Raw genomic sequence first — 15280 nt, 5'->3', positions numbered from 1 at the left:
CCCCATTTTTCACTCTTCTGCGGCGCGCGGATCTTCACCGTCTGCAGAATCCGCACTGGCGGTGTTCTCAGTGGTTGTGTCGCCATCCGGGCGATCGCGGCCATAAATGTCCGGGCGGAAATTCAACTGGCCGTCTTCGTCCACCCATGCGGTCCAGTAGGCGATGTGGACGGGGATAGGCTGTTCCAGCGTGACGGAGCGGGTGCGGCTGCCGCTGGTGTATTGGGTCAGCCGCTCGTCGTTCCACTTGTCGGGCTCTGAGGTCTGGCTGGCGAGAATGATCCGCGCCAGTTCCTGGGGTTTTTCCAGACGTATACAGCCGTGACTGAAAGCGCGCTGGCTGCGACTGAACAGCGATTTCTTCTGGGTGTCGTGCAGGAAGATCGCCTGTCGGTTGGGGATGACGAACTTGAAGCGCCCCAGAGCATTACCTTCTCCCCCGCGCTGTTGCAGCGTCACGCTGCCGAGGCGCAGGGCGTGCAGGTTGCCGCCGCTGAACGGAACGGATTTGCCGCGATTGTTGACCAGGCGATAACCACCCGCACTGAGGCTGGCGCCGCCCTTGGGCAGCAGTTCGCGCACGGCGATATTGCGCGGCACGGTCCAGGTGGGGTTGAACACCACTTGAGTCATACGGGTGCTGAGCTGCGGGGTGGGATGTTCGGTTTTGCCCACCACGACCCGCATGCGGTACTGCTCCTGCTCACCGTCCATCAGGCGCAGGGTGTACTCGGGAATATTGACCAGAATGTACCGGGGGCCGAGATCCTTCGGCATTTTCTGCCAGCGCCGCAGGTTGGCCTCCAGCGTCAGGAGTCGGCGCGCTGGCGGTGTGTTGAGGTGTTCGCGGGTAGCGCGGTCGACGATGCCGTCCGCGCGCAGCCCATGGCGGCGTTGAAAACGCTCGACGGCTTGGCGCAGTGGTTGGTCATAGAGCTCTGCGGAACCTTTTCCCCGCTCGGCGCTTGCAGCGTCTGTGGACTGCATCGCCGATGCCATGTCTTCTCCCAGGGGCAGATCGCCGTACTGCATCAGCAGGCTGCGCAGCAGCTTGACTCGCGCGTCGCGCACACCGGGGGCGAGTGTCTGTCCATCGGGCAGCGGTTGCCACTGGTCGCCCTCGCTGAGTGCGCGGTAGCGGGCGAGCTCTTCACGCATCAGGGCGTACTGGCGCCCGTAGGGCGTGAACGGGCTGTAAGATATGGGCGGGCTTGCCGCTGTGGGTGCGAATGCGCCGGTTGTGTTCCCCTGTGTCGATGACTGGTTAGCCACTGCTTCCGCGGTAAGTGACAGCAGCACGGCGGCGCTGAAACTCAACGGAAGACCCAGTTTGTTTCCCATCTCTGACCCCTGAACTGTCAACCACAAAACCATGAATCCACACGGAGTGCCGAGGGCAACGTCTGTGTACGTAATTGGTAACTTGTGACTGGATTGGCGCCAAATAAGATTGGGATATGCGCGGGGAGAACTTCGGGTGCTTTCGGAATAACTGCCGGGCGGTTTCTCCACCCGGCAGTGCGGTGGGCAGTGAGAGAAGTGGAGTTACAGTGCGACTGGCGCGGGGATCAGTCGAACTGGTTGGCGGCGAGACCGTCCTTGCCGTAGATGTCCGGGCGGAAGTGCATCCGGCCCTGGCCATCCACCCAGGCTGTCCAGTAGGTCACGTAGACCTTCACATTCTGGCTCATCTTCACCTCGGTGGTCTCGTCGCCAGTGGTCAGCTGCTCGATACGGTAACGGCTCCAGTCGCCGGGTTCATCACGCAGCAGAATCTCGGCCAGCTGGCGCGGTTTCGCCAGACGCACACAGCCGTGGCTGTAATCGCGATCGGTGAGGCCGAACAGACTTTTGGCGCGGGTGTCGTGGAGGTAGATGTCATCCGAGTTGGGGATTTCGAATTTCACCCGACCGAGGATGTTCTGTTCCCCACCCTTCTGACGCATGAGGAAACCACCGGCAGCAGCGGATTTCAGGTTCTGGGAGGTCAGTGGCAGATAGTCCCCGCTGCCGTTGACGACCCGGTAGCCCATGTTTTCCATACCGTGCGGGTTGGCACGGGCTTTGGGCAGGATCTCGTTGACCAGGATACTGCGGGGCACGGTCCAGGTGGGATTGAATACCACGCGGGCGACGCGGGTATTGATTTCCGGCGTCTGGTGGATCTTTTTGCCCACGACCACGTTCATCGACAGCTTGATCCGGTCCTGCTCTACATAGTTGAGGGTGTAGGCGGGCACGTTAACCTGGATAAAGCGGCTGCCGAGATCCGCGGGCAGTTTCTCGCGACGGCGGATGTTGGTCTCGATGATATGGGCGCGGGCGGACGGGGACAGGTTCATGCGCTCCCGGGTCTGCTTGCCCACGATGCCATCGGGTTTGAGGCCGTGGCGTATCTGGAAGCGCACCACCGCGTCGTGCAGCGGCTGGTCGAACTTGTTGCTGCCGAAGTTGCCGCTGTAGCTGTGATAGTCACCGTACAGGGAAAGCATGTTGCGCAGGTGAACGACGTTGGCATGTTTGGCACCCAGAGTCATCGCCGGTCCCGCCGGCAGTGGCCGCCACTGGCCGCTGTTGGCCATCTCGCGATAGCGCGCCAGCTGCTCGCGCAGGGCCTGGGCGTCGCTGCCGAACGGGGTGTTTTCCTCGAGCAGCATACCCTCGCCGTGGGATGGGGCGCCGTGAGATGGCGCGATTCCGGAGCCCTCACTCTGCAGATTGCGGAAGTTTGGCATTACCCGAGGGTAAGACTGGGGGTAAGCGCGGGTCGAATAGCGCGGCGCGTAGCTGCCGGTACCGTAGCTATAACTGCCACCCTGGGTGACATAGCGTGAGCGGTTGACGGCCTGCGTGTTCTGGCTCTCGCGGTTATAGCCGCGGAAGTACTGGCGCCCGCTATCCGCGGCGGCGTAGAGAATTTCCTCTGGTGCGTTGCCGCGGGCGCTGACCATCTGGAACCCGCCTTCGGTAAGGTTCACCGGAGTGATGTCCCGGCCGCGTATGCGCGGATGGTTTTTCGGCGCATCGGGGCTGAGTTTGTCGAGCTGGATGTCCTGGGCGTAGGAAATGAACGCGTCGGTGAGCAACACGTCCAGCACCGCCGCCATCTGCAGCCGCTGCGGGGTATCGCGCAGGGTGCGGTCGAAGTATCCCAGGTGATAGCGATAGTCCACCATGCTGCTGGGATTGCCCGAGCTCGAAGCCGTGAGCTGCTTGAGCAGGTCGTTGGCGGTGTCGCTCAGGTTGTAGTTATCGAACCATAACAGCCGATAATCGGTGCGACGGTAAATGCGGCGCACCGCCACCGGATTGAAGATCGGGTCTTGGGCAGGCCATGCGTCCGGATTGTCCTCCAGCCAGTTCACCAGGTGCGGGCGCACGGCATTTTCCGGCAGCACCGGTACCGTTTGCTCATTGGCATTGAAGGCGTAGTAAAGCGCAAAGGCACAGAGGCCGCCGAGGAAGACTGCCGGCAGCGGAGATTTGCGTTTGCGACGCTCTGGAATGAAATATGACATGGTACCTCAGCGATACTGCAGGGCGCCGGATTACAGTGCGGAAGCCGGGGCCCGATCGTTCATACCTTCCCAACCTTCGGCGCGCCTCTCCCGACCTTCGACGATAAATAAACACCGTCGACGGCGCACCTAAGCCGAGCATCCCGCGCGACCTTCCTTTTATAGAGGCGGATTTCAAGGGCGCTTTGCGCGTTTCTCAACATCCGCCTGCCTGTGAAATTAAGTATGGCAACAAATGCGAAATTTGCTTGGCGTCAACTTCATTTCACATTAGTGGGATCTGGGGGAGAGGAGAGGGAGGGGAGAGGTCAGCGCGGGGGGAGGCGAAAATGACGCGGTACCCCGCTCATCTCGCCATCTGAATAGCTCTGTTCCCACAGCTGCACGCCGCCGTCGCAGTCCACCGCCACCAGGGTACTGGCGCGGGTACCGTAGCCGTCCGCCATGGCAGCGTTCACCATCTCTTCCGGTGCAATACGCACAAAAATTGACGACAGGGCGGATTCCAGTGCCAGACCGACTCCGGTGTGCGGGAGTTGTGACACTGACGCGCGGCTCGAGTCTGTGAGCAGACGGAGAGCGGGGGTGACGAAGTTGCCAGTGTCCAGCTGGTCGGGAAGTGTCGCAACCAGTTGCGTCAGGGATGTGCAGCCGCGAGTGACCTTGGGCCAAGGGGCATCGGGCGCACCGTTTGAGATACCGTGAAAGCCGGGGGACATGGCAAAAGGGGGATGGCGGTTTCCGGCGCATACCAGCGGCTCTGACGCCCGCGGGTCAAACAGCAGCGCATTGAAACCGCGATAGCGTACGCCCGGTAATGCCCGGGCATACGCTGGCGGACTGGCCGTGCCGGCGAGGAAATCGACGGGAATTTCTCCGCGGGAGAGGGGCTGTGACGGCTCCGGCATGCCTGGCTCGCGTACATTGGTCACCGCCGCCACGCGACCGCCCGGTGCCACACCGAGCCAGGTGCCGCCGGCCTCCAGGTCCATGCCGGCGACGATATCGCGATGTTCCCATGGGTGCGCGGGGACGGTGGGGCGGCGATAGAACTCGTCCCGGTTGGCCAGCAACAACAGGGGATAACGGGGGTGCTGGCGGTAGGCAATCAACAGCAGGCACATGTCAGCTCGCATTCGTCATTTTGTCAGTGCCATAATAACGCCCACTTTGAACAACCGCGGTTTGAGCATGCTGACTTACCCCGAGATTGACCCTGTCGCCCTGGCCATTGGGCCGCTCAAGATTCATTGGTACGGCCTGATGTATCTGGCGGGGTTCGCCGCCGCCTGGTGGCTGGCCATGCGCCGCGCGGCCAAACCCTGGTCACCGGTCATCAAATCGGAAGTGGAGGACCTGATCCTGTTCTGCGCCATCGGCGTGGTGGTGGGGGGGCGCCTTGGATACATGTTTTTCTATAACTTCAGTGAGCTGATCGCCCATCCCCTCAGCCTGTTCAAGGTGTGGGAGGGCGGCATGAGCTTCCACGGCGGCCTGATCGGTGTGATGCTGGCGGCCACCCTGTACGCGCGAAAGATCGGCACCACCTTCCCTGCGTTGATTGATTTTGTGGCGCCGCTGGTGCCTATCGGTCTCGGCCTTGGCCGTATCGGCAACTTTATCGGTCAGGAGCTCTGGGGACGTGAGACCGATGTGCCCTGGGGCATGGTATTCCCCCGTGACCCGGCGCAACTGGTGCGTCACCCATCCCAGCTGTACCAGGCCTTCCTTGAGGGGCTGGTGCTGTTCGTGGTGCTGTGGATTTTCTCCAGCAAGCCGCGCCCGCGCCTGGCAGTGGGCGGCCTTTTTGTCCTGTTGTACGGTGTCTTCCGCTTCCTGGTGGAATTTGTGCGTCAGCCGGATGTGGGTATTCCGGTGATGTTCGGCTGGCTGACACGCGGCCAGCTGCTGAGCCTGCCGATGATCGCTGCCGGTATCATCCTCATGGTGTGGAGTTACCGCACCCAGCCGCTGCCTGAAGGGCGCGGGCAGGGAGCGGACCTGGATAAATCCGCCGCCAAGCTGAAAAAGAGCGCCGCCAAATAAACCGGATGCAAGAAACCCGTATATAGATGAAGCAATATCTCGACCTGATGCGCCATGTGCGCGACAACGGTACTCTCAAGAGCGACCGCACCGGCACCGGCACCCGCAGTGTGTTCGGCTATCAGATGCGGTTCGACCTCACCGAGGGTTTCCCTCTGATTACCACCAAAAAGTGCCACCTGCGCTCCATTGTCCACGAATTGCTGTGGTTCCTGCAGGGTGATACCAATATCGGCTATTTAAAGGACAACGGCGTACGTATCTGGGACGAGTGGGCCACGGAAGATGGCGAGCTCGGCCCGGTCTACGGCTACCAGTGGCGCTCCTGGCCCACCGCCGACGGTCGTCATATCGACCAGATCAAGGAGCTGGTTCACCAACTCAAGACCCGACCGGATTCCCGTCGCCTGATCGTCAGTGCCTGGAACCCGTCGGACTTGCCGGATGAAGGTGTTTCGCCGAGCGACAATGCCCGTGCCGGCAAGATGGCGCTGGCGCCCTGCCACGCCTTTTTTCAGTTTTATGTGGCGGACGGCAAATTGTCCTGCCAGCTGTACCAGCGCAGCGCGGACATCTTCCTTGGCGTACCTTTCAATATCGCCTCTTATAGTCTGTTGACCCTGATGCTTGCCCAGGTCTGTGGTCTCGAGCCCGGCGATTTCATACACACCTTCGGCGATGCCCACCTCTACTCCAATCACGCGGAGCAGGTGGAGGAACAGTTGTCCCGACAGCCGCTGCCGCTGCCGCGCATGCGGCTGAATCCGGAGGTAAAAGACCTGTTCGAATTCCGTTTTGAGGACTTTGAGCTTCTGGGTTATGAGGCTCATCCCCATATCCCTGCGCCGGTGGCCGTGTAATGTCGGTGCAGGCAGTACCGGTGGCGATGATCGTCGCCATGGCACGCAACCGCGCTATCGGTCGTGAAAACACTCTGCCCTGGCGAATTTCCGGCGATTTGCAGTTTTTCAAGCGCACCACCCTCGGCAAGCCGGTGGTGATGGGGCGAAAGACGTTCGAATCCATTGGTCGCCCGCTCCCCGGGCGCGAGAACATCGTCATCACACGCAATCCCGCGTGGCGTGCTGAAGGCGTGACGGTCGCCGCATCTCTGGAGCGGGCCCTGGAGCTGGCGCAGCAGGCGGCCGCACGTGATGGTGCAGTGGAAGTCATGGTGATCGGCGGAGCGGAGATTTACCGCCAGGCCATGCCGCTGGCACGGCGTTTGTATATTACCGAAGTGGATGCTGAGGTGGATGGAGACGCCTTCTTCCCTGTATTGGACGACGGCTGGCGGGAGTCGGGGCGGGACTGTTACCCCGTATCGGACAGGGACGAATACAACTACTGCTTAGTCCAGTACGACAGGTTTAAAAAAAAACAGGTTGACTAAAAATTGCTCAATCGGGTAGTTTTGGTCAACTGTTGCACAGCGTGCCTCGCCGTAATTGTGTGCATGAAACCCGAGGGTGTTACCCGAGTGTTACCCAGCTACACAGCTTAGGTGGAGCAGTCAATCGGCATTTGAATAATCAAATCTGCTGTTTACAATGTGCGGCTCTTAGCTGTCTTCAAGCCTAAAACTACCGCGTTGTGGCAGCTAATTCATCGCGACCATGTTGTGAAATATCGAACCCACTGGGGGGTCTAATGAAAACCAAGCGATTCATGGCTGTGGCGCTGACCACTGCGCTGTCTGCCGGCGCACTGTACGGTAGCGTAGCCACTGCGGATACACTGGATACCGTACTCAAGGTCGGCGAGCAGAAAACTGCTGCCGCAACTGCATCCCAAAAGCGCATCGACAAGATCGCTCAGGAAACCTCTGACCTGCTGCAGCAGTTCAAGGTTGTGAACAAAGAGATCGACGGTCTGCGCGTATACAACCGTCAGCTCGAGAAGCAGCTGGCCAACCAGCTGGCCGTACTCAAGGATCTCGACGAGTCCATCGATCAGGTAACCGTGATCGAGCGCCAGATCCAGCCGCTGATCCTGCGCATGCTCGACGGCCTGGAGCAGTTCATCGAACTGGACGCCCCCTTCAAACTGGCCGAGCGTAAAGAGAACCTGGAAAAGGTTAAGAGCGCTATGGACCGTTCTGATGTAACTGTAGCGGAAAAATTCCGTCAGGTACTGGAACTGTACAACTTCGAATCTGAATACGCCCGCAAGATCGACACCTACAACGATACTCTGAACGTCAACGGTCAGGATCGTGAAGTCAGCGTGCTGCAGATCGGTCGTATCGCCCTGGTAGCTCAGACCACCGACTCCAAAATTTCCCTGGCTTACGACAAAGCTCAGAAGGCATGGGTTGAGATCGACTCCGGTGAATTCCGCCGCGCCATCATGCAGGGTCTGAAAATCGCCAAGAAACAGGCTACCACCGACATCATGACTATGCCGATTCCGGCTCCGGAGGCTGCGCAATGAAAACCATCGCCAAACGCGTATTAGCTGTAGCTGCCGCTGGCCTGATCAGCGTATCCGCTGTAGCCCAGGACAAAGCTACCTCCCTGGACCAACTGCTGAAGATGGTTCAGAGCTCCAAAATTGCTGAATCTGCCGAGCACAAAAAGCGTGAAGACGACTTCCGTCGTCAGAAAGCCAACCAGGCTTCACTGCTGAGCCAGGCGGAAAATACCCGTACTTCCGAAGAAGCCCGTTCCGCGGCTCTGGAGAAAAAGTACGAAGAGCAGGAACTGCTGGTTCAACAGAAGCGTCAGCAGCTGGATGAGCGCCTCGGCTCTCTGAAAGAACTGTTCGGCCACCTGACCTCTACCGCTGGCGATATGCGCGCCAATCTGGATACCTCTCTGGTTTCCGCGCAGTACCCGGGCCGCGCCGAGTTCCTCGATCAGCTGATCGACAAAATGAACTCCGCCACCAAACTGCCGACCATCCAGGAAATCGAGCGTCTGTGGTACGAACTGCAACGTGAAACCGTGGAATCCGGCAAAGTTGTCAAGTTTAACGGTACTGTAATCAAGCCCGATGGCGAGCAGACCGAGCAGGAAATCGTGCGTGTTGGTAACTTCAACCTGGTTTCCAACGGCAAATACCTGGAAATGAACGACAACCAGAAAATGGCCGAGCTGATCCGTCAGCCCGACGGCAAGTACCTGAGCATGGCGGCTGATCTGCAGTCCGCTACCAGTGGCTTCAGCCCCTTCGGTGTTGACCCGACTGGCCCCACTGGCGGTTCTTACCTGAAAGCCATGATTGCCAGCCCGAGCATCATCGAGCGTTGGCACCAGGGTGGCATCGTAGGTTACATCATCAGCGCGGTTGGTGTTGTGGCGCTGCTGCTGGCCATCTGGCGTCTGCTGGTGCTGTCTGGCGTGAACTCCAAAGTGAATGCCCAGCTGCGTTCTTCCACTCCGAACACCAACAACCCGCTGGGTCGTGTTCTGGCCGTGGCTGAAGAGAACAAAGGTGTAGACGGCGAAACCCTGGAACTGAAGATGGAAGAAGCGGTGCTGAAAGAGCGTCCGGCCATCGAGTCCGGCCTGAACCTGCTGAAGATCATCGCTATGGTCGCTCCGCTGCTGGGTCTGCTGGGTACCGTTACCGGTATGATCATCACCTTCCAGGCGATCACCATCTTCGGCGCGGGCGATCCCAAGGCAATGGCCGGCGGTATTTCCTCTGCACTGGTAACCACCGTTCTGGGTCTGGTTGTGGCTATCCCGACTGTGCTGCTGCACACCATCGTGAACGGCCGTGCCAAGCGTATCCTGCACATCCTGGACGAGCAGAGTGCCGGTATCGTTGCAGAAAACGCTGAGCGTAAATAAGAGGAGGCGGCAACATGCACGCATTGAATGACGCATGGGCCGCCGTCAACGCCTTTATGGCGTCGGGCGGGCCAGTACTACTCCTGATCGCCGGCCTGACCTTCTTCATGTGGACGCTGATTTTCGAGCGGGTCTTTTACTTCAAAAGTGGTCTGAAGCGTGACGTTCAGACCGCCATGGACACCTGGGAGGCGCGCCCCGAGCGCAAATCCTGGAATGCCCATCAGATCCGTTACGCACTGGTTTCCCGGGTATCCGAGAAGATCGATTCCAACCTGGACATGATCCAGACCTGTGTTGCCCTCGCGCCGTTGTTCGGTCTGCTGGGCACCGTTTGGGGCATGATCAACGTGTTCGAAGTTCTCGCGATTACCGGCGGTGGTGATGCCAAGCAAATGGCCAGCGGTGTATCCATGGCTACCATCCCGACCATGGCGGGTATGGTGACCGCACTGTCCGGGGTATTTGCCAACACCTACATCGCCCGTACCGCACAGCGTGAAACCCAGTTGCTGGAAGACCATCTGACGATGGATCACTGACGGCACCACAGTAAAGGTGCACGGGTTCCGCTCTCCGGAGCTGGGCCCGTGAACCGGAAGGTTTAGCCAATTCAGGGAGCTTTCACGATCACTTCGGGTGGTGTGAGAGTTCCAGAAGGCCAAATCTCGCTAATAGCATTTCGCTAGAGAGAGTTGCAATGAGCAGAAAACAGACTACGGCGGAAGAAGAAGGCGGCGCGATCGACCTCACGCCCATGCTGGACGTAGTGTTCATCATGCTGATCTTCTTCATCGTCACCGCGACCTTCATCAAGGAGCCGGGCGTCGATGTTGTCAAGCCGGAAGCGACTACCGCTGACCTCAAAGCCGCCTCTATTCTGGTAGCGATCAACGACAACGACGAAATCTGGATTGCCAAAGAGCAGGTAGATGACCGCCTGGTGAAGAACACCCTGGAGCGTCTCTACGCGGAGAACCCGAAAGGGTGGTTGGTAATTCAGCCCGATAAGAAGGCGAGTATCGAGAAGGTTGCCCTGATCGCGGATGCGGCCAGGAAGATCGGAATCGAGAAAGTGTCGGTCGCTACAGAGAAGAGTTAACAGCTTATGAACCCGGTAAGACTTGCAGGGGCGGGTGCGCTGGCGGTAGCCACCACTTTTGCCCTGATCTTCACCATGCATGCGCTGATTGAAGCGAACCTGGGTGCTCCCAAAGAAGAGGAGCAGATCAAGGTGGCCGACGTCGTCATGCCGGAGCAGAAGATCGAAACACAATACGATACCAGCAAACCGGACAAGCCTGACGAGCCCGAAACCCCGCCACCGGAAATGCCGGAGCCGGAGTTCGACCAGCCGGATGTGGACAATGCTCTGAATATGTCTGCACCTGCCGCTAATGCCGATCTGAAGGTGGGCGGTATCGGTGGCTTCGCCTCCGAAGGCGACTACTTGCCGATCGTAAAAGTTCAGCCGGAATACCCGCGCCGCGCACTGCAACGCGGTATTGAGGGCTGGGTGGTTGTTGAATACACCGTGACCAAAAACGGTTCTGTACGTGACCCGGTAGTGGTTGAAGCCTTCACTCTTGATGGCAACCCCACCACCATCTTCAATAGCGCTGCCGTAAAGTCAGCTCTGAAGTACAAGTACAAACCGCGGGTTGTTGACGGTGAGCCGATTGAAGTGCCTGGTGTAAAAACCAAGATCAGCTTCAACCTGGCCAAGAACTGATAGGGGACGCATATGAATATGACGACCGTGACGAAAGGCCTGTCCAGACTCGTCCTGCGCACGTCCGTAGCGCTGCCCCTGATGCTGGCACCGGCCGTGAGTGTGACCGTACTGGAAGCCGTCGGGGTATCCGGTTCCTTTGCTCAGGTGCAGGCCGCGGAGCAGAAGACCCGCAAGACACCGGCCATGCGTGAAAGCGCGTTCAAGTACCTGGGTAAGGCGCAGGAAGCTGCAGATGCCCAGAACTGGCAGGCTGCTCTTGCTGCGCTGAAAGAAATGGAAGCCGGCAAGGACAAGCTGAACGGCTACGAAGCCGCGCAGATGTACTACTTCTACGGTTACGTTTACTACAGCATGGAGAAGTACCCGCAGGCGATTACCTACTACAAGAAAGTGCTGCAGCAGGGTGAAGAAAACCTGCCGGTGGCGCTGGAAGTGGGTACCCTGCTGACTATTGCTCAGCTGTACTTCGTAACCGAGGACTACAAGCAGGCGGTGGACTACCTGAATAAGTGGTTTGCCGTTGCCGATAACATCAACGCGGATTCCTACGCCCTGCGCTCCCAGGCTTACTACCAGTTGGGTGACAACGGCAAGGCACTGGCCGATATCAATAAAGCCGTGTCCATGTACGAGCAGGAAGGCAAGATTCCGAAGGAAAACTGGTACGGCCTGCAGCGTTTTCTGTACTACGACAAGAACGACTACAAGCAGGTGACCAATATCCTCGAGAAGCTGGTGAAGCACTACCCGAAAGGGGAGTACTACAAGCAGCTGGCGGGTATGTACGGCGAACTCAAGCGTGAAGACGACATGCTTCACATGATGGAAGCGGCGTACATCGCCGGCGCCCTGCAGAAAGAGAAAGAGCTGTTGAATATGGCCTATCTCTACATGGGCGCGGAAATGCCGTACAAGGGTGCCAAGGTCATCGACAAGGGCATCAAAGAGAAGAAGATCGAGCGTACCTCCAAGAATCTGGAAACCCTGGCTCAGGCTTACCAGATGGCTCAGGAGCTGCAGAAATCTATCCCCGAGCTGGAAGCGGCAGCGGGCATGTCTGACAAAGGCGATATTTACTCACGACTGGCCAGCATCTATCTGGATCTGGACAAGAATGAGCAAGCCGTAGACATGGGAGCCAAAGCTCTGAAGAAAGGCGGCGTCAAGCGTGAGGATCAGCTTTATATCGTCCTCGGCATGGCCAACGCCAACCTGAAGAAGTACGACGACTCTCTGAAGTTCTTCAAGAAAGCACTGAATGACAAGCGTTCCGAGAAGTTTGCCAAACAGTGGATTACTTTCGTTGAAAGTGAGCAGGAGCGGGAAAAGCAACTGGCGATGTAATCCATGCATTCGCTGGAAATTTTTCCAATCCGAAAAGGCCGCACATGTGCGGCCTTTTTTTTGAAATCATGCCCATTGCTGGCGCAAATATAGACAATTATTGAGAATTATTTGCAGTTTCGTTCAAATCAACTAAATACTGTAAATAGCTGATCAGCTTTTCCACCGCCTTCCGGAAGGTTATGTGCCCATACCGGTTGTGCGACCTTTCAACACCTGAAAATAAAAAGGAGAGGTGTTATGGAACAAGCTTATCTGCTGCCTTCCAATCCTCATTTTTTCATTCCGTCCAATACTTCAGCCCTTGTGCGCAGTGGCGCCTTCGCGCTCGGGGTAACCGGCTTGCTGTTGTTTGGCATGACCAAGTTGATTGCCACGGATTACCGCGTACCACCGGATGATCCCATCCCCAAAGTACTCGATATTCACATGCCGAAAATGACTACAACGGTGCATCAGTCTGAACCGGCACTGAAACCACAGGACGTACCACCACCCCTGCCCCGGGTGGAGGTCAACCGTCAGGTAGAGCCACAGGATTTGTCCACAGTGATCAGCCCTCCGGTAGTCAGTGATGAAAAACGTGGGCCGATACCGGTAACCGCGGATCCGTTGCCCATCTATAAGCCGGCACCGCAGTATCCACGACGTGCACTGGCGCGGGGAATAGAGGGCTATGTGGTGGTGGAGTTCACAATCACCAGTAATGGCAGTGTGAAAAATCCGCGTGTGGTCGGCGGCTATGACAGTGCCGGTATGCCTACGGATGTATTCAACAGTGCGGCGCTGAATGCGGTGGAGCGGTTTAAATACCGTCCGCCGATGTCTGAAGGGCAGGCGGTGGAGCAACATGGTGTGCGCAACCGTATCAGCTTCAAGCTGGCTGAATAAAAGGAGAGCAAAGAAAATCAGCGGGCAGTAACTGCCCGCTGATTTTTGTCTGAAGCGATCGATAAGGGTTCAGTCGATCTCGCGCACAGCACCTCTGTCGGCACTGGTGGCGAGAAGCGCGTAGGCCTTGAGTGCCTTGCTGACCTTGCGCGGGCGAGGTTTGGCGGGTTTCCAGCCCTCGCTGCCCTTGTGGTTCATGGCCTCGCGGCGGCGGTGCCATTCCGCTTCCGGAATGTCGACTTCAATCAGGCGGTTGGGGATGTCGATGCGCACGAGGTCACCGTCCTGTACCAGACCGATATTGCCGCCGCCGGCGGCTTCCGGGGAGACGTGGCCGATGGACAGTCCGGAGGTGCCGCCGGAAAAGCGCCCGTCGGTAATCAGTGCACAGGATTTACCCAGTCCCTTGGATTTCAGGTAGCTGGTGGGATACAGCATTTCCTGCATGCCGGGGCCGCCCTTCGGGCCCTCGTAGCGCACGATCACCGCTTCGCCCTCCTTTACCTTCCCTTCCAGGATATGGGCGACGGCGTCCTCCTGGCTTTCGACGACATGCGCCGGCCCCTCGAAGTGCCACAGCTCCTCTTCCACGCCGGAGGTTTTCACCACGCAGCCGTCCGGCGCGAGGTTGCCGAACAATACGGCAAGCCCGCCCTCCGCCGAGTAGGCGTGCTCGATAGAGCGGATACAGCCATGTTCGCGGTCGCCGTCCAGATTGTTCCAGCGGCAGTCCTGGCTGAACGCCTGCTGCGTGGGGATACCGGCGGGACCGGCGCGGAAAAATTTGTGTACCTCCGGATTGTCGGTGCGGCGGATGTCCCACTCTTCCAGCGCCTCGCGGAAGCTGCGGCTGTGTACGGTGGGCAGGTTGGCATCGAACAGGCCACCAGCTTCCAGCTCACCGAGAATGGCCATGACACCACCGGCGCGGTGAACGTCCTCGATATGATACTTCTGGGTGTTTGGCGCCACCTTGCACAGCTGCGGGACCTTGCGCGACAACCGGTCGATATCCGCAAGAGTAAAGTCCACCTCGCCCTCCTGGGCGGCGGCCAGCAGATGCAGGATGGTGTTGGTGGAACCGCCCATGGCAATGTCCAGCGCCATGGCATTGCTGAATGCGGCGCGGCTGGCGATGGCGCGCGGCAGTGCGGATTGATCGTCCTCTTCGTAGTAGCGCTTGGCCAGTGCGACGATCTCGCGGCCAGCGCGCAGGAACAGCTGCTCGCGGTCCGCGTGGGTGGCGAGCATGGTGCCGTTGCCGGGCAGCGACAGGCCCAGGGCCTCGGTCAGGCAGTTCATGGAGTTTGCGGTGAACATGCCCGAGCAGGAACCACAGGTAGGGCAGGCGGAGCGCTCGTACTCGGCGACCTTCTCATCGGAAGCGTCGTCGGTGGCGGCAATCACCATGGCGTCCACCAGGTCCAGTTTGTGGTCAGCGAGCTTGGTTTTACCCGCTTCCATGGGGCCACCGGACACGAAGATCACCGGGATATTCAGACGCAGTGCGGCCATCAGCATCCCGGGGGTGATCTTGTCGCAGTTGGAGATGCACACCAGTGCATCGGCACAGTGGGCGTTCACCATGTACTCCACCGAGTCGGCGATGATCTCGCGGCTGGGCAGGCTGTAGAGCATGCCATCGTGGCCCATGGCGATGCCGTCGTCCACGGCGATGGTGTTGAACTCTTTGGCCACACCGCCGGCCTTTTCGATCTCCCGCGCCACCAGCTGGCCCATGTCCTTCAGGTGTACGTGCCCGGGTACGAACTGGGTGAAGGAGTTGGCCACGGCAATGATCGGCTTGTGGAAATCTTCATCCTTCATGCCGGTGGCACGCCACAGGGCGCGGGCGCCAGCCATGTTGCGGCCGGCGGTGGAAGTGCGGGAACGGTACTGGGGCATAGTGACTCTTGTTTCGTCTGTGCAATGCGTCATTCGGTTACGGG

Annotated in this window: 14 protein-coding genes; 10 read left to right on the top strand and 4 right to left on the bottom strand. The window is 58.8% G+C overall.

All coding sequences use genetic code 11. The features are described from left to right. Positions 1 to 9 precede the first annotated feature (9 nt). The 3 genes from C3938_RS05525 to C3938_RS05515 all read right to left on the bottom strand — a co-directional run bounded on the left by C3938_RS05525 (position 10) and on the right by C3938_RS05515 (position 4654). Positions 10 to 1341 (bottom strand): L,D-transpeptidase family protein, encoded by a 1332-nt coding sequence (locus C3938_RS05525; RefSeq protein ID WP_105102201.1) that lies wholly within the window; start codon positions 1339 to 1341, stop codon positions 10 to 12. A 227-nt stretch (positions 1342 to 1568) separates the two neighbouring features. After that, positions 1569 to 3518, bottom strand: coding sequence for a L,D-transpeptidase family protein (locus tag C3938_RS05520; RefSeq protein WP_105102200.1), 1950 nt, complete (start codon positions 3516 to 3518; stop codon positions 1569 to 1571). A gap of 308 nt (positions 3519 to 3826) precedes the next feature. Further along, positions 3827 to 4654, bottom strand: a complete 828-nt coding sequence (locus C3938_RS05515; RefSeq protein WP_233998663.1) for an NRDE family protein — start codon at positions 4652 to 4654, stop codon at positions 3827 to 3829. Between the two features lie 55 nt (positions 4655 to 4709). Here C3938_RS05515 and lgt point away from each other — a divergent pair, with 55 nt between their 5' ends. The 10 genes from lgt to C3938_RS05465 all read left to right on the top strand — a co-directional run bounded on the left by lgt (position 4710) and on the right by C3938_RS05465 (position 13331). After that, positions 4710 to 5564: a prolipoprotein diacylglyceryl transferase gene (lgt, locus tag C3938_RS05510; RefSeq protein WP_105102198.1), complete on the top strand. Its 855-nt coding sequence runs from the start codon at positions 4710 to 4712 to the stop codon at positions 5562 to 5564. 26 nt (positions 5565 to 5590) lie between these two features. Next, positions 5591 to 6424: a thymidylate synthase gene (locus C3938_RS05505; protein ID WP_105102197.1), complete on the top strand. Its 834-nt coding sequence runs from the start codon at positions 5591 to 5593 to the stop codon at positions 6422 to 6424. Continuing rightward, positions 6424 to 6957, top strand: a complete 534-nt coding sequence (locus C3938_RS05500) for a dihydrofolate reductase (protein WP_105102196.1) — start codon at positions 6424 to 6426, stop codon at positions 6955 to 6957. Before C3938_RS05505 ends, C3938_RS05500 begins: the two co-directional genes overlap by 1 nt. 257 nt (positions 6958 to 7214) lie before the next feature. After that, the gene (locus tag C3938_RS05495) at positions 7215 to 7997 is read left to right on the top strand and encodes a DUF3450 domain-containing protein (RefSeq protein ID WP_105102195.1); all 783 of its coding nucleotides are present in this window, start codon (positions 7215 to 7217) and stop codon (positions 7995 to 7997) included. After that, the gene (locus tag C3938_RS05490) at positions 7994 to 9361 is read left to right on the top strand and encodes a MotA/TolQ/ExbB proton channel family protein (protein WP_105102194.1); all 1368 of its coding nucleotides are present in this window, start codon (positions 7994 to 7996) and stop codon (positions 9359 to 9361) included. Before C3938_RS05495 ends, C3938_RS05490 begins: the two co-directional genes overlap by 4 nt. A 14-nt stretch (positions 9362 to 9375) precedes the next feature. Beyond that, the gene (locus C3938_RS05485; RefSeq protein ID WP_105102193.1) at positions 9376 to 9903 is read left to right on the top strand and encodes a MotA/TolQ/ExbB proton channel family protein; all 528 of its coding nucleotides are present in this window, start codon (positions 9376 to 9378) and stop codon (positions 9901 to 9903) included. A 158-nt stretch (positions 9904 to 10061) separates the two neighbouring features. Continuing rightward, the gene (locus tag C3938_RS05480) at positions 10062 to 10463 is read left to right on the top strand and encodes an ExbD/TolR family protein (RefSeq protein ID WP_105102192.1); all 402 of its coding nucleotides are present in this window, start codon (positions 10062 to 10064) and stop codon (positions 10461 to 10463) included. A 6-nt stretch (positions 10464 to 10469) separates the two neighbouring features. Then, positions 10470 to 11093 (top strand): energy transducer TonB, encoded by a 624-nt coding sequence (locus tag C3938_RS05475; protein WP_105102191.1) that lies wholly within the window; start codon positions 10470 to 10472, stop codon positions 11091 to 11093. Positions 11094 to 11105: 12 nt separating this feature from the next. Continuing rightward, on the top strand, positions 11106 to 12440 hold the full coding sequence (locus C3938_RS05470) for a tetratricopeptide repeat protein (protein WP_105102190.1): 1335 nt from the start codon (positions 11106 to 11108) through the stop codon (positions 12438 to 12440). 240 nt (positions 12441 to 12680) lie between these two features. After that, entirely contained in the window at positions 12681 to 13331 is a 651-nt protein-coding gene (locus C3938_RS05465; protein WP_105102189.1) for an energy transducer TonB, read from the top strand. 69 nt (positions 13332 to 13400) lie between these two features. On the opposite strand, the gene ilvD is transcribed toward C3938_RS05465, so the two are convergent. After that, entirely contained in the window at positions 13401 to 15236 is a 1836-nt protein-coding gene (gene ilvD / locus C3938_RS05460; protein ID WP_105102188.1) for a dihydroxy-acid dehydratase, read from the bottom strand. Positions 15237 to 15280 lie beyond the last annotated feature (44 nt).

The organism is Microbulbifer pacificus, assembly GCF_002959965.1.
GTDB lineage: Bacteria > Pseudomonadota > Gammaproteobacteria > Pseudomonadales > Cellvibrionaceae > Microbulbifer > Microbulbifer pacificus_A.
The sequence above is the reverse complement of the archived record's forward strand: the minus strand, read 5'-3'. Positions and strand labels throughout refer to the sequence as shown.